Source organism: Paraburkholderia acidicola, assembly GCF_002362315.1.
Taxonomy (GTDB): domain Bacteria; phylum Pseudomonadota; class Gammaproteobacteria; order Burkholderiales; family Burkholderiaceae; genus Paraburkholderia; species Paraburkholderia acidicola.
In genome coordinates this window covers 2,064,897-2,088,031 of record NZ_MTZV01000006.1, presented here as the reverse complement: position 1 = coordinate 2,088,031, position 23,135 = coordinate 2,064,897, and the positions used below count along the sequence as shown (strand labels likewise).

General features: G+C 63.4%; 21 protein-coding genes. 8 read left to right on the top strand and 13 right to left on the bottom strand.

The window, feature by feature from the left end:
- Nucleotides 1–105 precede the first annotated feature (105 nt).
- Together BWP39_RS28020 and BWP39_RS28015 are read left to right on the top strand one after the other, a co-directional pair.
- Complete coding sequence (locus BWP39_RS28020; protein ID WP_096725471.1) at nucleotides 106–894, top strand: IclR family transcriptional regulator; 789 nt, start codon at nucleotides 106–108, stop codon at nucleotides 892–894.
- Between the two features lie 67 nt (nucleotides 895–961).
- On the top strand, nucleotides 962–1,399 hold the full coding sequence (locus BWP39_RS28015; protein WP_096725470.1) for a GNAT family N-acetyltransferase: 438 nt from the start codon (nucleotides 962–964) through the stop codon (nucleotides 1,397–1,399).
- 9 nt (nucleotides 1,400–1,408) lie between these two features.
- Here BWP39_RS28015 and BWP39_RS28010 read toward each other — a convergent pair whose 3' ends face one another.
- The gene (locus tag BWP39_RS28010) at nucleotides 1,409–2,179 is read right to left on the bottom strand and encodes an SDR family oxidoreductase (protein ID WP_096726219.1); all 771 of its coding nucleotides are present in this window, start codon (nucleotides 2,177–2,179) and stop codon (nucleotides 1,409–1,411) included.
- Nucleotides 2,180–2,388: 209 nt separating this feature from the next.
- Here BWP39_RS28010 and BWP39_RS28005 point away from each other — a divergent pair, with 209 nt between their 5' ends.
- Nucleotides 2,389–2,931 carry a hypothetical protein gene (locus BWP39_RS28005; RefSeq protein ID WP_096725469.1) on the top strand — a complete coding sequence of 181 codons (543 nt, stop codon included), beginning with the start codon at nucleotides 2,389–2,391 and terminating at the stop codon, nucleotides 2,929–2,931.
- Between the two features lie 38 nt (nucleotides 2,932–2,969).
- Here the strand turns inward: BWP39_RS28005 and BWP39_RS28000 are convergent, their stop codons facing one another.
- Entirely contained in the window at nucleotides 2,970–5,327 is a 2,358-nt protein-coding gene (locus tag BWP39_RS28000; RefSeq protein ID WP_096725468.1) for a GNAT family N-acetyltransferase, read from the bottom strand.
- A 311-nt stretch (nucleotides 5,328–5,638) separates the two neighbouring features.
- On the opposite strand from BWP39_RS28000, the gene BWP39_RS27995 reads away from it, so the two are divergent.
- A complete protein-coding gene (locus BWP39_RS27995) occupies nucleotides 5,639–6,508 on the top strand; it encodes a LysR family transcriptional regulator (protein WP_096725467.1) in 870 nt (289 codons plus the stop codon).
- A 77-nt stretch (nucleotides 6,509–6,585) separates the two neighbouring features.
- Here BWP39_RS27995 and BWP39_RS27990 read toward each other — a convergent pair whose 3' ends face one another.
- Both BWP39_RS27990 and BWP39_RS31795 read right to left on the bottom strand, forming a co-directional pair.
- Nucleotides 6,586–8,187, bottom strand: coding sequence for a peptide chain release factor 3 (locus tag BWP39_RS27990; RefSeq protein ID WP_096725466.1), 1,602 nt, complete (start codon nucleotides 8,185–8,187; stop codon nucleotides 6,586–6,588).
- A 10-nt stretch (nucleotides 8,188–8,197) separates the two neighbouring features.
- Nucleotides 8,198–8,368, bottom strand: a complete 171-nt coding sequence (locus tag BWP39_RS31795) for a hypothetical protein (RefSeq protein WP_157915190.1) — start codon at nucleotides 8,366–8,368, stop codon at nucleotides 8,198–8,200.
- 282 nt (nucleotides 8,369–8,650) lie between these two features.
- On the opposite strand from BWP39_RS31795, the gene BWP39_RS27985 reads away from it, so the two are divergent.
- Both BWP39_RS27985 and BWP39_RS27980 read left to right on the top strand, forming a co-directional pair.
- Complete coding sequence (locus tag BWP39_RS27985) at nucleotides 8,651–9,757, top strand: OpgC domain-containing protein (RefSeq protein ID WP_096725465.1); 1,107 nt, start codon at nucleotides 8,651–8,653, stop codon at nucleotides 9,755–9,757.
- Nucleotides 9,754–11,439, top strand: coding sequence for a tannase/feruloyl esterase family alpha/beta hydrolase (locus BWP39_RS27980; RefSeq protein ID WP_096725464.1), 1,686 nt, complete (start codon nucleotides 9,754–9,756; stop codon nucleotides 11,437–11,439). Before BWP39_RS27985 ends, BWP39_RS27980 begins: the two co-directional genes overlap by 4 nt.
- Nucleotides 11,440–11,443: 4 nt before the next feature.
- On the opposite strand, the gene BWP39_RS27975 is transcribed toward BWP39_RS27980, so the two are convergent.
- The 7 genes from BWP39_RS27975 to BWP39_RS27945 form a co-directional block, all read right to left on the bottom strand.
- On the bottom strand, nucleotides 11,444–12,841 hold the full coding sequence (locus BWP39_RS27975) for an MFS transporter (protein WP_096725463.1): 1,398 nt from the start codon (nucleotides 12,839–12,841) through the stop codon (nucleotides 11,444–11,446).
- Between the two features lie 69 nt (nucleotides 12,842–12,910).
- Nucleotides 12,911–14,350 carry an NAD-dependent succinate-semialdehyde dehydrogenase gene (locus BWP39_RS27970; RefSeq protein ID WP_096725462.1) on the bottom strand — a complete coding sequence of 480 codons (1,440 nt, stop codon included), beginning with the start codon at nucleotides 14,348–14,350 and terminating at the stop codon, nucleotides 12,911–12,913.
- 7 nt (nucleotides 14,351–14,357) lie between these two features.
- A complete protein-coding gene (locus tag BWP39_RS27965; RefSeq protein ID WP_096725461.1) occupies nucleotides 14,358–15,395 on the bottom strand; it encodes an aldo/keto reductase in 1,038 nt (345 codons plus the stop codon).
- Between the two features lie 51 nt (nucleotides 15,396–15,446).
- Entirely contained in the window at nucleotides 15,447–15,971 is a 525-nt protein-coding gene (fae, locus tag BWP39_RS27960; RefSeq protein ID WP_096725460.1) for a formaldehyde-activating enzyme, read from the bottom strand.
- 692 nt (nucleotides 15,972–16,663) lie between these two features.
- Entirely contained in the window at nucleotides 16,664–16,957 is a 294-nt protein-coding gene (locus tag BWP39_RS27955; protein ID WP_096725459.1) for an H-NS histone family protein, read from the bottom strand.
- A gap of 161 nt (nucleotides 16,958–17,118) precedes the next feature.
- Complete coding sequence (locus BWP39_RS27950) at nucleotides 17,119–18,318, bottom strand: serine hydrolase domain-containing protein (RefSeq protein WP_096725458.1); 1,200 nt, start codon at nucleotides 18,316–18,318, stop codon at nucleotides 17,119–17,121.
- A gap of 75 nt (nucleotides 18,319–18,393) precedes the next feature.
- On the bottom strand, nucleotides 18,394–18,594 hold the full coding sequence (locus BWP39_RS27945) for a hypothetical protein (RefSeq protein ID WP_096725457.1): 201 nt from the start codon (nucleotides 18,592–18,594) through the stop codon (nucleotides 18,394–18,396).
- A gap of 346 nt (nucleotides 18,595–18,940) precedes the next feature.
- Between BWP39_RS27945 and BWP39_RS27940 the strand changes: the two genes are divergently transcribed.
- Nucleotides 18,941–20,095: a helix-turn-helix transcriptional regulator gene (locus BWP39_RS27940; protein ID WP_096725456.1), complete on the top strand. Its 1,155-nt coding sequence runs from the start codon at nucleotides 18,941–18,943 to the stop codon at nucleotides 20,093–20,095.
- Nucleotides 20,096–20,112: 17 nt separating this feature from the next.
- Here BWP39_RS27940 and BWP39_RS27935 read toward each other — a convergent pair whose 3' ends face one another.
- On the bottom strand, nucleotides 20,113–20,385 hold the full coding sequence (locus BWP39_RS27935; RefSeq protein WP_096725455.1) for a hypothetical protein: 273 nt from the start codon (nucleotides 20,383–20,385) through the stop codon (nucleotides 20,113–20,115).
- Between the two features lie 197 nt (nucleotides 20,386–20,582).
- Here BWP39_RS27935 and BWP39_RS27930 point away from each other — a divergent pair, with 197 nt between their 5' ends.
- Nucleotides 20,583–21,983 (top strand): GntP family permease, encoded by a 1,401-nt coding sequence (locus tag BWP39_RS27930; RefSeq protein WP_096725454.1) that lies wholly within the window; start codon nucleotides 20,583–20,585, stop codon nucleotides 21,981–21,983.
- Here BWP39_RS27930 and BWP39_RS27925 read toward each other — a convergent pair.
- Entirely contained in the window at nucleotides 21,980–22,939 is a 960-nt protein-coding gene (locus BWP39_RS27925) for a glycosyltransferase family 9 protein (protein ID WP_096725453.1), read from the bottom strand. The two genes, BWP39_RS27930 and BWP39_RS27925, sit on opposite strands and share 4 nt — an antisense overlap.
- Nucleotides 22,940–23,135 lie beyond the last annotated feature (196 nt).

Here is a 23,135-nt window from a genome sequence, read left to right as displayed (position 1 = left end):
TGTTTTCCCTGGCCTGCTTGCTGATACTGTATGCACCTTGGCCGGCGCGCGACGCTCTACACTCGCGCGCCACTTACGAAAACCGCAATCGAACACCGACTCACGATGGATCAAGAAGAAAAAGACGACGCCGACCGTTATCGTGCTCCCGCGCTCGACAAAGGTCTCGACATTCTCGAATTGCTCGCGGAGCAGCGCGACGGGCTCACGCGCGCGGAAATCACCAAGTTGCTCAATCGCAATGCCAGCGAGATCTACCGGATGCTCGAGCGGCTGGTCGCGCGACAGTATGTGGTGCGCTCGGCATCGGGCGATCGCTACTCGCTGAGCCTGAAGCTCTACGCGCTCGCGCATCGTCATCCGCCGATGAGCCGGCTGATTGCCGAAGCGTTACCGCGTATGCAGCGTTTCGCCGACGTCGCCGAACAGTCATGTCACCTGGTCGTCTATGACCGCGGCAATCTGCTGGTTATCGCGCAGGTGGACGGGCCGGGATCGTGGGGGATGTCGGTACGGCTCGGGTCGCGTGTGGGGCTGATCGATACTGGTTCGGGGCGCGTGATGCTCGCGTTCCAGAGCGACGAGCAGCGCGAACAGATGCTCGCCGAACATACGAAGGTGAAGGGCGAAGTGACGATCGATCGCGCCGCGCTCGATGCCACGTGCGCCAAGATCCATCAGGCCGGGTTCTGGCAGAAGGACAGCCAGCAGACGTTCGGTGTCACCGATGTGACGTTCCCGATACTCGGGCCGTCGGGCCAGGCGATTGCGGTGCTGACCTGTCCGTATCTGCGGCGTATCGACGAGTACGCTGCGCCGACCATCGAAGCCGCAGCGGTGCTGCTGCGTGAGATGATCGAGGGGCTGTCGATGTTCCGCGAAGTGGAGGCTTGAAGGTTGCCATCTGCGTAGGTCCGGAAGCGTCGGCACGCTGCCTTTAACTCACCGGACCCTGCCGATCATGACCGCCCCTCTCGTTGCCATTACCGTTGCCGATACCGACGATGCCGACTTCGATGCGCTGCTCTCCGAAGGGCTCGACCGATTCAATATCGACACAACCGGTATCAACGACAAGCGGCCACTGACCGTGCGGGTCACCGATCCAGCCACCGGCGAGGTGGGTGGCATCACCGGTCGCACGTCGCTCGGCGTGCTGTTCATCGATCTGTTCTATCTGCCACCATCGCTGCGCGGCTCGGGCATCGGCAGCACGCTGCTTGCGCGTGCCGAGGAAGAGGGCCGCCGACGCGGCTGCCATACGGGCTTCCTCTACACGATCAGCTTCCAGGCACCCGACTTCTACGCACGGTACGGCTGGCGCGCGTTCGGCGACATCGCCAGCAATCCGCCGGGCACGCGTCGCGTGTTCATGACCAAAAATCTGAACGACGCGTAGCAACGAGCCTCACTGCGGCGGCAGTTCCCGCACATCCGCAGTCGGCACACTGCCGAAGCCGTCGCTCAACGCATAGTCGAGCAGTTGCCGGGCGGCATCGTCCGGTGTCGTGAGTTTGCCGCTACGCTTCAGTTCGTCGAAGCGCTCGCGTTGCGGGAAACGTTCGATATCCACATTGCGGATCGCCGCCTGCATGTCGGTATCGACGACACCAGGCGCCACGCTGCAGATACGCAGCGCACGGTTCTTATCGAGCGCGACCGCACGCGCATGGTGATCGAGCGACGCCTTCGTTGCGCAATAGACACTCCAGCCCGCAATCGCATTGCGCGCCGCGCCGCTCGAGATATGCACGATGCGCCGGTCTGTCGCCGCAGCGCTCGCAGCGGCCAGCGCGCTCGCGAACATCAATGGTGCGGTGACATTCACGCTCACCGCGCGCGCGATCGCCGCGATATCCTGGCCTTCAACCGGTCCGACCGGCTCGACGACACCCGCATTGTTGAACAGCACGACGCGCTCCGCGTCGCCAACAAAACGCCGCAGTGCATCGCTCGCGAGCCATTGTGCGGTTGCATCGGAGTCGGCGAGATCGAGCGCGACTTCCTCATACAGACTGCCGAAGCGTTCCGCGAGCGCCGCATTGCCGCCACGGGACACGCCCAGCACCGCGATGCCGCGCGCGAGCAGTTGCGCGGCCAGCGCGGCGCCGAGCCCGCGTGTGTGGCCCGTGACGATCGCGCGCGTGGTGGAAGAGGACGGAGAAGACGTAGAGGTCATGGCGATTTCCACAAAGAGATTGACGATGCGCGGCGAGAACATCCGAAGCAGGACGTCATTGTCGTCGATACACAAGAGACTTGCAGCACACCGCCCGCCGCACAATTTGCTCGAACGACTGGAACCGCATCGCGCATGACGCTAGAATAGCGGCCCTTCCGGACCCACCGCACGCGATGCGCGCTCCTTCTCCTCCTTCACGACACGTCATGGCGAAACTTCTGACCGATTCCGAATTCCAGCGCTTTTCCGAGCTTCAGCAGAAGCAGGCAAACTTCACGATCAGCGCCGCCGAGGCCGACGAACTGCGCGACATTGTCGCGCGCGCCCAGCAAAAGCGCGACGACCGCGCCACGGCGATGCAGGCCATCGAAACCTACATCGAGCAATTCGCCATCACGCCCGACGAACTCTTCTCGCCCGACCAGATCGGCGACGCCGCGCGCACCTACGGCCTGATTCCCGCGACGAAAAAAGAACGTGTGCTGCCGCCGTCGATTACGTTCAACGGCAAGCCGTATCAGTGGACGCGCAGTCTGCCCGACGAAGTGCGCGATCCGCTGTTCGATGCGTTCAAGGCAGGGCAGTCGGTCAAGAGCTTCATCTCGACGCCGAAGGATGCGGCCCGCTGTGCGGCGACGATCGCGCGGCTCGAGCGTGAGACTGGTGCGATTTACGCGGATACGTGGCTCGATGAGCTGGCGGTTTCGCGTAGTCAGGTTGATGACGCGGCGATGAAGCTTGCGGCTTAAGCGGGTTTAAGCGGTCTTCAGCACCCCGAGCGTCAAGGCTACGCAGGCGCATCGAGCGCCATGCGAAAACCGATGACGCCTGGGTCTTCGGTGGTGGTCATCGTGAAGCCACAGCTTGTCGCGAGTGCGATCATCGCGGCGTTTTCGCGTAGCACTTCGCCGACCAGCCAGTGCGTGCCGCGCGCCCGCACGTACGCGATGATCTTCTCCATCAGCAGCCGGCCGAGCCGCTTGCCTTTCAGGTCGGAACGAATGGCGAGCGCGAACTCGGCGGTCTCATTGTCCGGATCGGCGACGGCGCGCACTACGCCGAGCGTGCTCGCCGTGCCGTCGTCGTTCGCGATGGTGGCGATCAACGCCATCTCGCGGTCATAATCGATCTGCGTCATGCGTGCGAGCTGCGTGTGATCGAAGCTCCCCACCGAACCGAAGAAGCGCAGGCGCAGGTCATCCCGCGTCATCGAGCCAACGAATGCGCGATGCGCGGCTTCGTCTTCCGGGCGGATCGGCCGCACCGTCACGCGCAGGCCATGCCAGTCGAGCGTCGTTTCGAAGCGCCGCGGATACGGCATGATCGCGAGCCGGCTGCGCGTCGCCGCGACGCGCACGATCGGCGCCACGAGCGTCGTGCGGTCCTTCAATACGCGCAGCGTGAGCGTCAGCCCGACCACTTCCTTGATCTCGCAGACGGTCTGCGACAACGCGGTCAGCGCGGCAAGCGTCGGCTCGGGCGCAACCCGCCGCGCGTACGGCGAATTCGCCGTGATGTCGCGGGCCAGCGTCGGATTGAACGGCGGTAATCCGTACACACGCATCGGCGCGGCGATGCCATCCGGCGATGGAGTCGTAAAGCGGAACACTGGGCCGAAGTTGTCGTCGTCGTGCAGTTCGACGGCGACATCGACGATGGCTTCGTTATCGGTCTGCTGTTCCTCGACTGTCAAACCGAAGTGGCCGAAGAAACGCGCCGCTGCTGCGCCGCTCAGTTGCGTTGCGCCCTGAGTGAGCGCGGCACGCGCTTCGACCTGCGCTGCATCGATCTCGGCCGGTAATTGCGCGGGCGAGCCTTCTGGCGTCTGCATCAACAGCTCGCGGCCGAGCCGGTAATCGACGAGCCGCGCGAACGCGCGCGCGAGACGCTGCGGCGTGGTGTGCACCGGGATGCCCTGCGCGTGCAGCGCATCGCGCGTCGCTGCATCGAGGCCACCGAAGAAACACGCGAGCAAGCCGCGATACGCGTAGCGCTGATGGGCGATCAGCACACGTGCGACATCGGCGGCCGGTGCGCTGTGCGTCGATGCGTGCACGACGAAGGCCGTGCCACTCGCGCGATGTTCGGCGAGCGCTTGCAACGCGGCACCGAAGTGTTCGGGGCGCGCGTCGTCGCCGAGCACCAATGGGTTACCGGCTGCGACGTGCGGCAACGCTCGCGCGAGTGCATCGGTGGTGGGTTGTGGCCAGTGCGCGAGCGTGTCGCCGGCCGCGTCGAACGCATCGCATGCGAGCGTCGCGACGCCACGGTCGCTGGTGATCAGCGTGGCCGTGTCGCTCGCCGCGACGCGGCCCACGCCGAGCGTTTCGATTTCGTCGAGCAGGTCGTCGAGTGCATCGACGCGCACCATCCCGGCGCGGCGGAACGCGGCGGTGTACAGCGCGTCGGCAGGATCGGCGCGGCCCGTGCGCAGTGCGAGCACCGGCTTGTTGCGCGCGGCCGCCCGTGCCGCCGACATGAACTTGCGCGCCGCGCGCACGGTGTCGAGCTCCAGCAGGATTGCGCGGGTACCCGAGTCGCTCGCCAGATAGTCGAGCACGTCGCCGGCATCGACGTCGGCCTCGCCGCCCAGCGCCACCGCATGCGAGAAACCCAGCCCACGCGCGTGCGCCCAGCCGAGCACCGCATTGGTCAGCGCATTCGATTGCGATACCCACGCGACGCCACCCGCGGGCACCGTGCACGACGGCGCGCCGAGATGCGCGCGCAGCGCGGGCGTAATGACACCGAGGCTACCCGGCCCGACGATACGCAGCAGATGCGGCCGGGCCGCCGCGAGCGTGTCCTGCACGGCACGGCGATCCGCATCGCTGCGCGCCTCGCCGACGATAATCGCCGCCCGCGTGCCGAGACCGCCCAGCCGGTGCACGATGCCGGGCCACGTCGCGGGCGGCGTGCACAGCAGCGCGACGGTTGGCGCGTCGGGCAGATCGCCAGCGTCGGCGGCGACCGGATAGCCATCGAGCGTCTCGAGCTTCGGATTGACCGGCCACAGCGGCCCCGCGAAACCGCCTTGCAGCACGCGTGTCCAGACCATCGCGCCGACGCTGCCGGGCCGCTGCGACGCGCCGATCACGGCAACCGATTGCGGACGAAACAGGGCGTCGAGATTGCGAACGGTCACGGGGGGCTCCGCAGTTGGGAAGGTGCGCGATGGGACGACCGGCAGGCGCGCACGTCATCAGAGGATAGGCGAAGTCGCGCGGAAACGCGCCGCCGGATGCGACGAATTCAACGCTCCCACGATACTGCACGGCATACGAAGCCGCCTCCAACCGCAGTAAGATGCGGGCGGAGCATGTGCGGGTTTCCGGATGGCGTCCTGTGAAGGGCGTCATACATCGGCGCCATGCAACACACGACATCAATAACCGCAGAGATTGCGAACGGCGAGGCACCCCCTCGCCGGACAACCATCGAGACTGAAGGACCCGTATGCGACGCTTGCCATCGCTGATTGCGTTGCGTTTCTTCGAAGAGACGGCGCGCCATATGAGCTTTAACCGCGCCGCGGCGGCGCTGTGCGTGACCCAGGGCGCCGTGAGCCGCCAGATCCGGATTCTCGAGGAATCGCTGGGCGCCAAGCTGTTCGAGCGCGATCACAAGGGCATTCGCCTGACCGCTGCCGGCACGCAGTTGCTGCCGTGCGTGACCGATGCATTCGATACGATCGAGCGCGGCGCACGCCAGGTCGCCTCAGCCACCGGCCGCCGACGGCTCGTGCTATCCGTGCCGCCGACCTTCGCGACGCAATGGTTTTCACCGCGCCTCGGATCGCTGGCTGTCGAGTTGCCGGACGTCGAGTTGTCGGTACGTACCGGGCCGAGCGACGACTGCCACTGCAACATCCGCTTCGGCAACGCGGCGCTGCCCGGCGCGCAGTCCGAACTGCTGATGATCGAACGACACACGTTAGTCGGTGCGCCGCGTTTCGTCAGCGAACCGCTCGACGCGGTGCTGGCGCGTCTTCCGGCACTGCACGTGCTGCACAACGATGCGCGCCTCGAACTGTGGCCGAGCTGGCTCGCCGCGGCCGGGTTGCCTGCGCACTATGCGGAGAACGGTATCGAGTTTTCGACGCTCGAGCAGGCGATTCATGCGGCGCGCAAGGGTGCGGGACTGGCGGTTGTCGATCGGAACATGATCGTCGAGGAACTCGCGGAGGGCAGTCTGGCGCGGATGTCGGACGTTGAGGTGACCGGGCCCTACGGATACTGGCTCGATATCGCGCCGCGGCATGCAGCGCTCGAACATGTGCAGGCGCTGGCGGGGTGGATGCGGGAAGAGGTGATGAAGATGGAGTGAGGGGGTGGGCGTACTACGCTGGTGTCAGCGCTGCGGAAGTACGCCCACTCCTGGCGTTGCCGGCTGACCGCTTACCCTCACAGCGCCTTCTTAAACGGCGCCCCCGAATGCTCACGCAGTTCGTTGAAAACAATCTTCGGCCACGCCTTCTGCGCAACCTCGATCTCGGAGACATGCGAAGCCAGATAAGTCGGCGCATTCGATGCATCGAGCGCAATCCGCGCCGAGTATGAATCGGTGAAACGCCGCAGTTCTGCGGCGTCGTCGGAGGTCACCCAGCGCGACATCCGGTAGCGCGCGGGCATGATTCGCACGTCAACCTTGTATTCCGTCGACAACCGGTGCGACACCACTTCAAACTGCAGCTGTCCAACCGCGCCAAGAATCATCGCGCCGCCCATCACCGGACGGAACACCTGAATCGCCCCTTCCTCGCCAAGTTGCTTGAGCGCTTCGCCAAGCTGCTTCGCGCGCATCGGGTCGACCACTTCGATCGTCTGGAAGATTTCCGGTGCGAAGAACGGCAGCCCGATGAACTGCAGGTCCTCGCCCTCAGTCAGCGTATCGCCAAGACTGAGCGTGCCGTGATTGGGAATACCGATGATGTCGCCCGGATACGCTTCGGCCACCGTCTCGCGACGCTGCGACAGAAAGCTCACGACGTTATTCGCGCGGAACGTCTTGCCCGAACGCGTCACTTTCAACGCCATACCGCGCTCGAAGTGCCCCGAGCACACGCGTATAAACGCCACCCGGTCGCGGTGCGCCAGATCCATATTCGCCTGCACCTTGAACACGACGCCGGTGAACTTCGGCTCGTCGGGTTCGACTGCGCGTTGCACGGTCATCCGTGCGGATGGCGGCGGCGCGAGATCGACGAGCGCATCGAGAATTTCCTTCACGCCGAAGTTGTTGATCGCCGAACCGAACAGCACCGGCGACTGCTGGCCAGCGAGAAACGCCGTGCGATCGAAGATCGGTGTCGCGCCGGTAATCAGATCGATTTCTTCCTTCGCCTTGATCCACGAATGGCCGAAACGCGCTTCGCCGTCCGCGTTGCTCAACGCGTGCAGCGTTTCGACGGCGCCGCCCGCCTTGTCCTGTCCCGCGCGGAACAAACGCACCTGGTCGCGCTGGATATCGTAGACACCCTGGAATTCCTTGCCCATGCCGATCGGCCACGTGAACGGCACCGCCGCCACGCCGAGATGCTGTTCGATTTCGTCGAGCAGATCGAGCGGCTCGCGCACTTCGCGGTCGAGCTTGTTGATGAACGTCACGATCGGCGTCTTGCGGCTGCGACACACCTCTAGCAGCTTCAGCGTCTGCGCCTCAACGCCGTTCGCACCGTCGATCACCATCACGGCCGCATCGACCGCCGTCAGCACGCGGTAGGTATCTTCGGAAAAGTCCTCGTGGCCCGGCGTATCGAGCAGGTTGATCACCGCGTCGCCGTACTCGAACTGCATCACCGAGCTCGCCACCGAAATGCCGCGCTGCTTTTCGATCTCCATCCAGTCGGAGGTCGCATAGCGGCTACTCTTGCGGCCCTTCACGGTGCCCGCGATCTGGATCGCGCCCGAGAACAGCAGCAGTTTTTCGGTCAGCGTGGTCTTGCCCGCATCCGGGTGGGAAATGACCGCAAAGGTGCGGCGGCGGTTGAGTTCTGAAACTGGCATCGGAGCTGGCTTAACGAAAGGTCGGGCGGCGGATCGAATAGCGATTCGCCTCTAAAAGAGACGAAAAGCGTTCGAAAACGCAAACAGGAATCTGGCCGGACGCACGTGCGGCGGTGGACTGGGCAAACGTGGCGAGCGCGGCGGCGATGACTGCGGAAGGGTCCGGATCGGCCCGCGTCATGTGCGACACCGTCCGACAGGTCGTGATGCGTCGTAACGGAAATAGCACGAGCGGTAAGAAATGCTGGAAACGCCAGCACAGAACAGCGCCGGGACGAATGATACACGTCGCGGGCGGGAGCGGCGGGAAATGCGCCCTGCCGCGCTCGCTGCAGCAGGTTCAGGTCGAGGCGCACAATGATTTCGCGCCCGGGAACATTCCGGGCGCACGGTGTTCGTACCGGTTATGCGCGACCGCCAGCGCGCAGCGTTTCGGTTTCCCATATCAGCCAGCGAGAATCCAATGGAATCACGCCAGGGGCGTTCAATCGAGGTCGATTTTTTCCGCGGTGTCGTGCTGATCGTCATCGTGCTGGATCACATTCCGGGCAGCATGCTGTCGCACGTGATGTTGCATGCGTACGCGCTGTGCGACTCGGCGGAAGTGTTCGTGTTTCTTGGCGGGTATGCGTCGGCGGCTGCCTATATGGCCGTGCTTGCGCGCGGTGGCGCAGCCGCTGCGCGGACGCGTTTCTTCCGGCGCTGCTGGGAAATCTATCGCGCGTACCTGCTCACGGCGATCCTTACGCTACTGTCAGGCGCGATTCTCGCGCTGCTGCGCCTGAATCACCTGATGGTCGATCTGAGCGGCTGGCAACCCTTTGCGGCTCATCCAATGCGCAGCGCATTCGACATCCTCACGCTGCGCCGGCAACCGTATCTGTCGAGCGTGCTGCCGATGTATGTCATATTTGCGCTGTTCGTGCCGCTGGCGGTACCGCTGGCGCGCCGTTCGGCGGTGGCGGCGCTCGCGTGCAGCATCGCTATCTGGTGGTTCGCGCCGCCGATCGCATCGGCGTTCAGCATGGACGACGTCGGCGACTGGGCCTTCAATCCGTTTGCGTGGCAATTGATGTTCGTGCTCGGCATGGTGTGCCGTCTGCATCCGGTTTCGGCGGTGCGGATGACATCGCCTGCGGGCCAGTGGCTCACACGTATTGCATTCGCTGTCGTCGTTGCCTTCGCCGTGGTCAAGCTGTTCGTTCTCGTTCAACCGTTACCGGGTGCCATGAAGCAGCATCTATCGTTCGTGAGAGTCGTCAATTTCGGCGCCATCGCGTGGCTCGCCGCGTACTGCGTTGCGCGCGGCTCGGTCGCACGGCTCGCGCAGCGTTTGCCGGCTGTAATCGCGGTGGGCAGGACGGGGCTCGTGTGTTTCGTCGGCGGCACGCTGATTTCGCTCGTCGTCGATACCGCGACACCGCATGGCTGGCACGGCCTCGCCGGCTTCCTGGCCGCACTCGCCGGCGATTTCGCGGCCATCGCCGCAATGCTCGCACTCGCGAAAACCTGGCGCGACTGGCGCGGTCCGCATACGCGCGCGGCCGTGCAAGGCGCACGCATCGGATGACGGCGCGGGTACGCAACGCCTGCGCCGTCGGTGCGCTTGTGTGGACATCGCTGGCGATGGGCCGCGGTGCGCCGGGCGCGGGTGGAGAGAAGGCACCAGTTCAGCCGTTGCGCTTACCGCCCACGGTGCCGATGCGTTGCACCGAGCTTGCTGGACTCGCGCTACCCGCCGCCGAGATCGGTCTGCCGACGCACGGTGCACAGATCGATAGCGCAGCGATGATTGCAATCGCGGCGCCGGGCAATGTCGACGGCGAATACTGCCGCATCGTCGGCAGTATCAAGCCGTTGAAGGCAAGTGCCCCCGACATCCGTTTCGAACTGAATCTGCCGCGGCGCTGGAACGGTCGTGCGCTGCAGTTCGGCGGCGGCGGTTACAGCGGTGTCGTGGTGAGCGGCACCGGTACCGTGCCGTTCTCGCCCGATCAGCCACCGCTCGCGCGAGGCTACGCGACCTTCGGCGACGACTCGGGCCACGTAGGCAATCCCGGTCTCGCCGCCTTCGGACTCGTCGACGAAGCGGTGATCAATTTCGGTTACGCGCATCTGAAGAAGACTCACGACGTCGCACTCGCGCTGATCGCGCGCAGCTACGGACGGTTGCCGGAGAAGTTGTACTTCGCGGGCGGCTCGACGGGCGGCCGCGAAGGCTACACCGTGATCCAGCGCTTTCCCGACGACTACGACGGCGTGATCGCCAACTCGCCGGCGCTGAACTTCTCCGGTGTGCGGTTGCTCGGCGTGCAGGTCGGCCAGGCCGAATATGGCAAACCAGGTGGTTTCATCCCGCCGACACTGCTCGAACTTGTGTACCGGCGCACGCTTGCCGCGTGCGACGCGCTAGACGGCGCCGCCGACGGCATCGTCAGCGACGTAGCGGCCTGTCGCGCGATCGAACCGCAGCTGATCCAGTCGCTACGCTGCACGCCACAAACCGCAAACGAAGATGCAGACGACACCTGTCTCACCAACGCGCAACTGAAGACACTGTCGGTGCTGCGCGACGGGCTCTCGCTGCCCTACTCACTGGCATGGGGCGTCACCCGCTACCGCGGCTACAACGTGTTTCAGGGGACGCACTTCACCGGCATGCTCGGACTCGCGCATTCAGCCGAACGCTTGCCCGAACCCGGTTTCTTTTCGAACGGCTATCTGTACGCGCAGGGCGACGCGTACATCCGCTACTTCGTGACGCGCGACGACACCGCGAATTCCCTGCAATTCGACGTCCAGCACCCGGGGCGCTATCTGCCGCGGCTCGTCGATCTGTCGGGCACGATCGGTGCGATGAACCCGGACATGTCGCGCTTCATCGCGCGTGGCGGCAAGCTGATCACGCTGCAGGGACTCGCCGACGAAGTGATCAGCCCGAACCAGACCATCGCGTACTACCGCGCGCTGATCGCGCGTTACGGCGATGCGCAGGTCGATTCGTTCATGCGTCTGTATATGGTGCCGGGCTTCCAGCACGGCAACGGCGTATTCATCCCGTCGGTCGACATGCTCGGTGCGCTCGACGACTGGGTTACACACGGCGTCGCGCCGCAAACGCTCGTCGCCGTCGATCTCGCGCGCGCCACCAACGGCCGCTCACGACCGCTATGCCGGTACCCCGCCTTTCCGCGCTATACCGGACATGGCAACCTCGATCGTGCGGAAAATTTCCGCTGCGTCGAGCCTTGACACCTCACTCGCCGCTCGCCTGGTTTAGCGTCAGGTGTCGCGTCTCCGGTGCCAGGACGATCGATACCAGCATGCCCACGAGCAGTACCGCGGCGAGCGCGAACATCGTCGCGTGAAAGCCGATCTGCGCGATGCCGAGCGGCAGCAGGAATGTGCCGACCGCCGAGCCGAGCCGGCTGCAGGCAATCGCCAGGCCCACACCGCACGCCCGCACTTCAGTCGGAAAACATTCGGGCGGAAACACGCCAACCAGGTTCGAGAACGCCGACATCGTCAGCGTGAATACGGCAAACGCGACGATCATCGCGAGCGCCGCCGAATCGGGCAACAGCGACAGCGCCACCAGCGACAGGCAGGTCACCGCGAACGAACCGATCAGGAACACGCGGCGTGGCAGCTTGATCGTGAGCCAGATACCGATCACCGCACCGAGTACGAGAAAGCCGTTCAGCAGGAAGTCGGCGCCGAAGCCCTCGTTCAGGTGAATCGCCTTGAGGATGGTCGGCAGAAACGTGTAGATCGCGAAGTACGGAATCACGAGACACACGAAGAACGTGCAGTTGAAGAACGTGCGACGGATCAGCTCCGGGGTGAAGAGCCGCGCGAAGCCGCCGCGTGCCGTGCGTGTTGTGTGATCGTGCGCGCCGCCATCGAGCGTCACGTGCGGTCCAAAGTACTTGAGCACGATCGCCTTTGCTTCGGCTGCGCGCCCCTGGCCGAGCAACCAGCGCGGCGATTCGGGCGTGCCGATGCGCAGCACCAGAACAATCAGCGCAGGCACACCGGCCGACGCAAGCAACCAGCGCCACGCATCCGCGGATGCATCGCCGTACAGCATGCCGAGCACGTTCGCCGCGACATAGCCGACGGTCCAGATCACGCTGAATGAACCGAGCAACGCGCCGCGATGCTTGCGCGGCGAAAACTCCGCGAGGATCGCGTGACCGACTGCGAAATCGCCGCCCATGCCGAAGCCGATGATGACGCGCAACGCGCACAGCATCAGCGGCGAGCTGACATAGAACTGTCCAAACGCCGCGAGTGTGATGATCAGGAAGCTCAGCAGAAAAATCTTCTGCCGGCCCATGCGATCCGACAGCCAGCCGAACACGAGACTGCCGAGAAAAATCCCCATCAGCGCCGAGCTGCCGATCATGCCCATCCAGAACGCGTCGAGTGGCATCTGCCGGTTCAGCGACGCAAGCGCATAACCGATCGTGCCGAGCGCGTAGCCCTCGGTGAAGTGCGCGCCGAACGTCAGGCCCGCGATCTTCACGTGAAAGCGATTGAGCGGCACGTCGTCGAGCGGGACGGAAGCGCGTGCGGCACTGGCCGCCGTCGGTGCCACTCCTGACGCTATGCGCGCTGCACCGGGCGTACGCCCGAGCGGCGCGGCCTGCATGTCGTGATGGATGCTCACGCTGTCTCCTGTTTTGTTGTGTATGTACCGCGTGTGTCCGTACTGCGCGAATCAACCGCCCAGGCCCGCCATCATCATGTACTTCAGCTCGACGTATTCATCGAGCCCATACTTCGATCCTTCGCGACCGAGACCCGACTGCTTGACGCCACCGAACGGCGCCACCTCGGTTGAAATGATGCCGTCGTTGATGCCGACCATGCCGCTTTCGAGCGCATCCGCGACGCGCCATGCACGGCCGAGATCGCGCGTGTAGAAATAGGCGGACAGACCGAACGGCGTATCGTTGGCTGCAGCGATCGCTTCGGCTTCAGTCTTGAAACGGAAGCACGCGGCAACCGGCCCGAAGGTTTCTTCTTCGGCGATCTGCATCGCGCGCGTCGCGCCGCTCAAGACCGTAGGCTCATAGAACGTACCGCCGAGCGCATGGCGCTTGCCGCCGGTCAACGCAGTCGCGCCTTTCTGCAAGGCATCGGCAACATGGCTCTCGACTTTGCGCAGCGCTGCCTCGTTGATCAGCGGTCCCTGCTCGACGTCGCCTTCGAGCGCATTGCCGACACGCATCGTCTTCACAGCCCGCGTCAACGCTTCGGTGAACGCGTCGTAGATACCGTCCTGCACATAGAAGCGGTTCACGCACACACAGGTCTGCCCGGTGTTGCGAAACTTCGAAGCAATCGCACCTTGCACGGCCGCGTCGAGATCGGCATCGTCGAACACGATGAACGGCGCGTTGCCGCCCAGTTCGAGCGACAGTTTCTTCAGCGTGTCCGCCGATTGTTTCGCGAGCAACTTGCCCACCCGCGTCGAACCGGTGAACGACAGCTTGCGCACGACCGGCGAAGCCGTCAGCACATTACCGATCGCAACCGCATCGCCGGAGACGATGTTGAACACGCCGGCCGGAATGCCGGCCTGTTCTGCCAGCACGGCCAGTGCGAGCGCGGAAAGCGGTGTTTCTTCGGACGGCTTGAGCACCATCGTGCAACCTGCCGCAAGCGCGGGACCGGCTTTGCGCGTGATCATCGCGAGCGGGAAGTTCCACGGCGTGATCGCGGCGACGACGCCGACCGGCTCGCGCGTCACGATGATCTTCGAGCCAGGCTTCGGGCTCGGAATCACGTCGCCGTAGCTGCGCTTCGCTTCTTCCGCAAACCATTCGAAGAAGCTCGCCGCGTACGCGACTTCGCCGCGTGCTTCGGCGAGCGGCTTGCCCTGCTCGCGTGTCAGCAATTCGGCGAGTGCGTCGCGATGCTCGAGCATCAGTTCGCCCCAGCGCTTCACGCGCACGCTGCGCTCTTTCGCGGTCAATGCGCGCCACGCGGGAAATGCCCGCTCAGCCGCGGTAATCGCCTGCGCGGTTTCGTCGGCGCCCGCTTTTGCAACCTGCGCGATCACGTCGCCAGTTGCCGGGTTGCGAACCGCATACGTGCTTTCGCCTTGATACCACTCGCCGCCGATGTAATGCCCTGTCCGGAGAAATTCGTTCATATATGCCTCACGCCGCCTTGCCGAAGGTTTCCGCGAACGCGCCTTGGGCGGGCCGCGATTCGCGCGCAATACGCTGCCCGGCGGTGTAGTCGTTGATCAGATCGCACGGGGTGTAGTTGCGTTCGAGTTCGAACAGTTCGTCGGCGTCGAGCTTCGTCTCGAGCGCGGCCAGCGCACTGTCGAACTGCGCCGCCGAATCCGCACCCACCAGCATGCTCGACACGCCGCCGTGATTGAGTACCCACGCCTGCGCAATCTGCGCGGGCGTCACGCCACGGCGCGCCGCGACGCGTGCCACCGATGCAGCAATCTCACGCGTCGTCGCGTCGCCATACATCTGCGCAGTAAAGAAATCGGTCTGGTTGCGCGTCGAGGTCGGATCGCTGGTCAGAAAACCGCGTGCGAGCGGACTGAACACCGAGACGCCCACGCCCTGGTCCTTGCAATACGGAATCATTTCGCGTTCTTCCTCGCGGTAAGCGAGGTTCAACTGCAACTGCATATTGATCGGCTTGTGCCAGCCGTTGCGCTCGCAGACCTGCATGATCTTCGCGAACTGCCACGTGTACATCGTCGACACGCCGAGGTAGCGCGCCTTGCCCGCCCGCACGATGTCGTTCAGCGCGCCCATCGTTTCTTCGACTGGTGTATTCACGTCGAAGAAATGCAGCATGAAGATATCGACGTAGTCCATGTCGAGACGTTTCAACGACCCGTCGATGCCGTCCATGATGTGCTTGCGCGAATGGCCGCCCGCGTTCTGGTAGCTACCCATGTCGTAGCCAACCTTGGTCGCGACGACGATCTCTTCGCGACGCGTAGCGCGCTTCAAAATCCGACCGACGACTTCCTCGCCGGCACCGGTCGAATAGAAATCGGCGAGATCGATGAAGTTCACGCCGGCATCGAGCGCGTGACGCACGATGGGTTCGCTTTGCGCTTCATCGAAGATCCAAGGCTTCCATTGCGGCGTGCCCATGTTCATCGTGCCGAGGCACAGACGCGAAACTTTCAGGCCGGACTGGCCGAGGCGGGTGTATTCCATGACACTGTCTCCAGATTTTTTAGCGACGCCGAGTGGAGCCGAGCGTTACGCTCAGCGTTGCTTCGGCGTATAGAACGGGTTCGATACTTCGCGCGCGGCAGCAAACACTTCATCGCGATGCGGCAAGCCCTTCATCGCCGCGACGATCGCGTTCTTGCAGGCGCGATAGTTGTTCTCGAACACGGCATCGAGATCGTCGGTCTTGGGGTTGACCCAGTTCGCCGACACCACCACCCAGTCGTTCTCCGCCTCAGGCGGCAGCGTGCCGTTCTCCAGCGACTCAGCCACGGCCTTCGCAATCCCGGCCTGCGATGCACCCCACGTCGCATTGCCGTGGAACTCGCCATCGATCTGCGCCTTGTTCACATACAGCGTCAGCGGCTTGGTCGGCACGCCGGGACGCGCGATCACGACGAACGGCGCGTGGCCCGTGCTCGGCGTCGCGAGCGCGGTCGCGAACGCCTGGCCTGCCGGGCCGTTGCGCGGACCGACCAGCACGTTGATGTGGGCGAGATTGACGCCCGGCCCTTCGAATCCTTCGCCGATATAAAGTTGTTTGTCCGTCGTGGCGCTCATGGTCGTTCCGTCAGCGGTTGAGTGAATGGCGCGATTGTGCGGGCCGCGACGAACGGCAGTGAATCGATGTTTTTTGATGCAGGGTATGAGGCACGCTCATTTCCGGGTTTCTCCCAGGCGCGTGTTGCAGGTCTCGATCTGCCTAAAGGTGAGCGTTTTCAGGACCGGCGAATTCTGGCGGTATTCACGCGAGTGACGTGAGGCGAAATCGTCGTCGGTTCGCACCGTATGCGGTGTGCGAGGCGCGTGCTTTGGCAGCCGCATGGGTATGCTTATGCAGCGTGCCTGGCATGTGCGTGAGCCGTTAGATAAAATTTCATCGAGCGTCGCAAAGCCTTGTCAGATAAGGCTGTGCGGCTAGTCTACCCAAGCGGCACCAGTGACTCCGAGACGACGTTCGAGCATCCATCCGCATCGAGCTCATGTCCGAATCGACATCGCGTCTAGTCGAAGTCATCGTCCGTCAGCACGCTCCATCGAACCGCTGCATCGCCCGCGCGAGATCGGTCAAAGGTGAGCGTTTTCGGGAATCACTCAACGGTGCGAAAAACGACACGTGATGCGTCACCGCGACGTTGCCGCGTCATACATAGTGCAGCTTGATATCGCTGCACAAAGCAAACGGCCGATGCATCGCGTGGATGCATCGGCCATCGGTATCTTGAGTCGTGCGGCGAAAAACGCTGCCGGCTTCAGTCTTCGATCAGGAAGCGATCGCGGTTCTTGCCCACCAGCCACCCAGGTGTGCGGCCGCGGCCACTCCACGTTTCACCGGTCTTTGGATTGTGATAGCGCGGCGGCAGCGGCGCCTTGCGCGCACCCGGGGCGCGTTTGCTGGAGAAGCCGAGTTCTTCCGCCGTGATGCCGTATTCGACGATTTGCTGTTTGATGTCGGCGATCGCCTGCGCCACCTCTTTATCGCGCGCGACGGCCACCTCCTTATGAAGCTTTTCGAGTTGTGCGGTCAGTTGCTTGTAGGTGGCCATGACGGCAGTCTCCAATTGGTGTTAGGGCAACGGGAGTGTGACCCTATCAGATCGAAAAAGTGCCGGATAGACCGGGCTTCGCCCAAGTGCCAAAGGTCCGCGAGCCGGATGTTACGGGTCTGTGGCCCCGTAACGCCACATCACACCACATCACTGCACACTCAATCGTCGATTGCATCGTACAGGCGGCGCTCGTACTCGCTCGCCATCGGAAACGGTTCGTCGGTACGCAACTGGATCAGCATAATGCCGATCATCTCCTCGACGGGATCGGCAAACCAGCTCGTGCCGAATGCGCCAGGCCAGCCAAACGAACCCGTCGAGCGGTAGCCGAGCGGCAACTGCTGCGCCGGATCGTCGACCACCGACAGGCCAAGCCCGAAGCCCTGCCCCGCCCAGGTGATCGGACCGATGGCCGGCATGCGCCGCTGCTCGCGGGTCAGGAAGTTACTGCGCATCAGGTCGACCGAGCGGTGCGACAACAGCCGCGCATCGCCGACGCGCCCACGCCCGAGCAACAGCCGGGCGAACTGCAGATAGTCCTGCGCCGTCGAGACAAGCCCCCCGCCGCCGCTCTGGAAACGCGCCGCGTTGGCCCACCGGCTGCCCGCCGCGCGCTCTTCGACGACGCGCCGCTGGCTCTGCGGATCGAAGCGCCATGCGGTGCTGAGCCGCTCGAGCTGCGGACCGGCAATCGAGAACGCGGTATCGCGCATGCTCAATGGCTCGAAGATGCGTGTGCGAAAGAAGTCGCCGAGCGGCATGCCGCTCACCCGCTCGACGAGGACGCCGAGTACGTCGGTAGCAATGCTGTAGTGCCAGCGCGTGCCGGGTTGAAACATCAGCGGCAGCGACGCGACGCACGCGAGCCACCCGTCGGGGCAGTCTCCCGAGTCGACCCCGTTGAATGCTTTGGCATAGGCCTCGGCAAGCGGTCCCGTCGAGGTGAAGTGATATGCGAATCCCGCACGATGGGTCAGCAGATCGAGCACGGTGATCGGCTCACGCACCGGGTCGGTGGCATCGAGCGGGCCGGTGGGATCGCGCAGCACGCGCAGCGCCGCGAGTTCCGGTAGCCACCGGCTCACGGGCGCGTCGAGCGCCAGCTGGTCCGCTTCGATCAGCAGCATCGCTGCGGCGCTCGTGACCGGCTTCGTCATCGAAGCGATCCGGAACAGCGTGTCGTGCTCCATCGGCAGCCGGTCTGCTTCGTCGCGCAGACCGAGCGCATCGCATTGCGCCATCTCGCCACGGCGCCACGCCAACGTCACGACACCCGCCACGTCGCCGCGCTCGACATAGGCCTGCATGGCCTCGGTCAAGCGTGCGAGCCGGGCGGGCGAAAAACCTGCTCTCTGCATCGCGGTCCCTGCAAACCTGGTAGTCGTTCTTCTACTGTAGGCAGAAAGTTCTACAACTGGCCAATCCACGCGGCATCAATTTCCCCGCGCTTCGAGGACGCGGAGCGCTTCGTTGAGCCGCTTCACGCGACTCGCCTGCGATGGAACGAGCATCGCGGCCAGAACCGAATTGACCCGGGTACGCCAGTAGGACAACGGGATGCGATCGGCGGCGGAAATGCGCGGCATCACGTGTTCCAGGTGTTCGATATCTTTTTCGAGTTGCTGATGGTTCATTGCCTTTCCCCGGAACGTCAATTTAAATCCAATACAAGCATTAACTGTGCCGCGTACCGTCGAGTAAAAACGGGAGCAACTACCGATTCGTCTGCCTTTTTCAGACGCCTCTGGAAAAACTTACGGCGAATATTCGATTACCGGTCCTGAATCGACTCTAGAACCGCAGCGAGTGCCCTTCCGTTAGGCGCCGCACCGAACCGGACGTCTCGTCAGAAGATAATCCCGTGTAATAAACAGAAGATTAACGTCGGCTAATCGGACTGTATATTCCCCGTTTGTGGAAGATAAAGGTCCGGCCTGTAGATCGAGTACGCGCAGTATTGATGAACGAAACCGAGGTCGCGTGGAATCAGATGAACAACAATATGACCGGCTTGTGCACCGCATTTATGACACCGTCGGTGAAGCGGCCGGATGGCAGGCGTTATACGCGGACCTGGCGGCACTGACCGGCGCGAGCACGATTCATGTGCTCGCCTTCGACAAGCATCACGATACGTTGTCGTTCAGCGATGGCTTCAATCTCCCGGTCGCCGCCGAACTCGGTTATATCCAGCACTACCATCGTCTCGATCCGCGTCTCGCGCTGTTATGGACGCAGCCAGTGCTGCACTGGATGCATTGCCATGAGCACTTCGACGAGGCGTTCATCAGCGAGAACCGCTTTTACCAGGAGTTCCTGCTGCCGATGGGGCATCGCTACGTATCGGGCTGCAAGCTGATCGACGAGGCACGCCTCACGGTCGTGTTCGCCTGCACACGCAACGCTAGCCAGGGTCCGATGAACCCGGATGCGATTGCGTTTTTGCAGCGCCTGACACCGCACCTGGCGCGCGCGATGACGCAGCAGATGCAGCGCTACGTGTACTCGACGGATGCGCTGGTCGGTCATGCGTTCGTGAGCCGCTGGGGGCAGCCCGTGATACTCGCGACCACCGGCGGCGAGGTGCTGCACGTGAACGGAGCAGCTGAACGGCTGCTGCAATCGACTGCGCTGGTGCGTCTCGCCGGTCGCACGCTGATGCTGCCACCGCCTTTCATGAGCCGCTTTCTCGACGACTGCGCGCAGACCGAAGGGCAGTTGCGCGTGCCCGATCGCGCCACGCAGGCAACGGCCGCACAGTACCGGGTGCTGCGCATCGCCGGCGACGATAGCGAAAAGACCGCGCTCTATGTGTTCTACAACCTGATCGTGCCCGGCGAGGTGTCGGCGAAATTCGGTCTGCGTGCGATTGCCATGCTGATTTTCTTCGATCCGCAATCGTCGCCGGTGGTCGACGTCGATCTGCTCGCGGCAGCATTCAATCTGACGCCGGCCGAATGCCGGGTCGCGTACGGCCTCGCGGAAGGACTCTCGCTAAAGGAGATTGCGCAGCGTATCGGTGTGCAGCACGACACCGTGCGCAAGCAGTTGCAATCGATCTATCAGAAGACGTCGACGAACCGCCAGCCGGATCTGATCCGGTTGCTGTTGCATCTGCCAGGCGCGATTGTCTGAGGCTGCCGTAGTCGGACTTACTTCGCCTTGCATGCGTACAGCAAGGTGCGCTGGCCGTCGTCGGTCGACAGGCGCACCGTATCGAACGCGCCGCCGCACGCGGCACGCGCCTGCTGTTCGCACGAGGTCTGGCTGTCCGGACATTGCACCTGGGTGGTCGGACGGCCATCGGACAGAAACAGCGGCGCACTGCTACCGCAGCCCGCGAGTCCGGCTAACGCAGCGAGCGCAGCTAACCCGGCTAGCGAGCGCACGACAGCTACCTGAAATGATTGACGGCTGTGTTCCATGGAGAACCCCGATCGGCGTCTTGTTTTTCGACGATAGCGATTGTGCCATGCGTAGCTTGCAAAGCGTTATTCGTCTCGCGGTGCCTTTGCGCTGGTTGCCCGCAAACAATAGAAACATTTATCCTGTATGAATCGACAATCAATAACCAGCGGGCATTATCGATGCCTGCACTAAACGCACCCAGTATGGAGACCCAATGTCTTTTGTGATCGTCCTTGCCGCGCTCGTGTTTCTGATGTTTGCCGCTTACCGCGGCTACAGCGTGATTCTCGTTGCGCCAATTGCCGCGCTCGGCGCCGTATTGCTCACCGAACCCTCCGCGGTCGCACCCGTGTTCTCCGGCATCTTTATGGACAAGATGGTCGGCTTCGTGAAGCTTTACTTCCCGGTGTTTCTGCTTGGCGCGGTATTCGGCAAGGTGATCGAACTGTCGGGATTCTCCGAATCGATTGTGGCCGCCGCCATTCGCTATATCGGCCGCTCACGCGCCAATGCCGTAATCGTCGCGGTCTGCGCGCTGCTCACTTACGGCGGCGTATCGTTGTTCGTCGTCGTGTTCGCGGTCTATCCGTTCGCCGCCGAGCTTTATCGGCAGAGCAATATTCCTAAACGCCTGATGCCGGGCGCCATTGCGCTCGGTGCGTTCTCGTTCACGATGGATTCGCTGCCGGGCACGCCGCAGATCCAGAACATCATCCCCACCACCTTCTTCAAGACGACATCGTGGGCCGCGCCGGTGCTTGGCGTGGCGGGGTCGCTGTTCATCGTCGTGGTGGGCCTCACCTATCTGGAATGGCGCCGCCGCGCCGCGATGGCTAAGGGTGAAGGCTACGGCACCTCGCTCGTCAACGAACCGGAACGCGTCGAGTCCGCGCATCTGCCACATCCGCTGCTCGCGGTCGCACCGTTGATACTCGTCGGTGTGGCGAACTTCGTGCTGACGCGGATGATTCCTGACTGGTACGGCGCGTCGTATACGGTCGCACCGGACGTGCTGCCCGGCGTGCATACGCCCATCACGACGCCGATCAAGGCCGTGGTCGCGATCTGGTCGGTGGAAGGCGCGTTGCTGCTCGGCATCGTGCTGGTCGTACTGACTGCCTTCGGCCGCGTGCGCGAACGGTTCGCGACCGGTACCAAGGCAGCTGTCGCCGGTGCGCTGCTCGCGTCACTGAATACGGCATCGGAGTATGGCTTCGGCGGTGTGATCGCGGCGTTGCCCGGTTTCCTCGTCGTCAGCGATGCGCTGAAGAGCATTCCGAATCCGCTCGTCAACGCGGCCGTGTCGGTCAGCTCGCTGGCAGGTATCACCGGTTCGGCATCGGGCGGCATGAGCATCGCGCTCGCTGCGATGTCCGATACGTTCATCAAGGCTGCAGACGCCGCGCATATTCCGATGGAAGTGCTGCACCGGGTCGTCGCGATGGCGAGCGGCGGTATGGACACGCTGCCGCACAACGGTGCCGTGATTACGCTGCTTGCGGTGACGGGGCTCACGCACCGCGAGTCGTATCGCGACATTTTCGCGGTGACGATCATCAAGACGCTGGCGGTGTTTTTCGTGATCACGGTGTATTACACAACCGGGCTCGTTTAGCGTAATCGCCGAAGAAACGCGCGCGAGGTCGCATACGGCGCATGCTCCCGAACCATGCGCTGAAACGCCCGCAAAACACGCGCGCACGTCAGCGTCTCGCGCCAGAATTTCTCCTTGAGCCCGCCGGTGGGAAGCCATTGCCACGGTAGCACCACCGTCACCGCGCCCCACGCGGGACGCCAGCGCTCGGAGACGCCTCGTCGTCGGAACAGGCTGATCGTCGGAATGCCGAGATTCGACGCAAGATGGCCGACGCCGGAGTCGTTGCCGATAAACCAGCCGGACTCGTAAAGCCAGCACGCGAGTTCGTGCGGACTGTCGAAAGACGGTGCGGGAATGCCTGCTCTATCGCGTTCGCTCCAGTGCTTGCGCTCATGCGGCGCGATCACGAACTGCACGTCGTAGCCACGCTCCCGCAGGCGGTGCGCCAGTTTCACGAAGCTTCGTCGCGGCCAGCGCTTGTCATCGGTGCTGGCCTCGGGATGAATCGCGATGCGCCGCTGGTACTGACGATGTCGTAACGAGGATGGCGGCGTGATGCCATTCGTCGTGCCGACATCGGAGAGCCCTAGCTCGTGTCGGCAGAAATCGGCGAAGCGTTCGGCCATGCAACCTGGCGGGTCGCTGTATGAGACTTCGTGCAGATCGTAGACACGGGGATGAAGGTCCGCCAGGTTCGCCACCGGTTTGTGCGGATGCATTTGCACAACGATCTCGTACGGCGCGAGCCATGCGTTGCTGTGCGCTTCGTCGGGTAACGGCCTGATCGCGACGTCGGGAAACCAGTGCCGCAACGCGTAAGCCGGGCGCCCGAATACGTCGACATCGATACCGTTTCTCAAAAGATTGCGGACGATGACCATCAGGATCAAGGTGTCGCCCATCGCATTCGACATGACGATGGCGAAGCGTCTCGACCCGTTTCCGGCTGCAGGATGCGGCAATAATGGGTTCATGCGGGCGAGTTGTGCGCATCGCCTGAAGCGCACAACGATAAGAAAAACATGGCCAGATGACGGACGGAGAACTGTCCGCTAAAGCGGCCTAGTGTAGATCTCCGACAGATTATTTAAGTTACAGCCTTTCTTACCTTCGCTTACGTCACGGCTATAGGGAGTGGCGTAAGGACGGCAGCGCGGCTTAACCATGCTC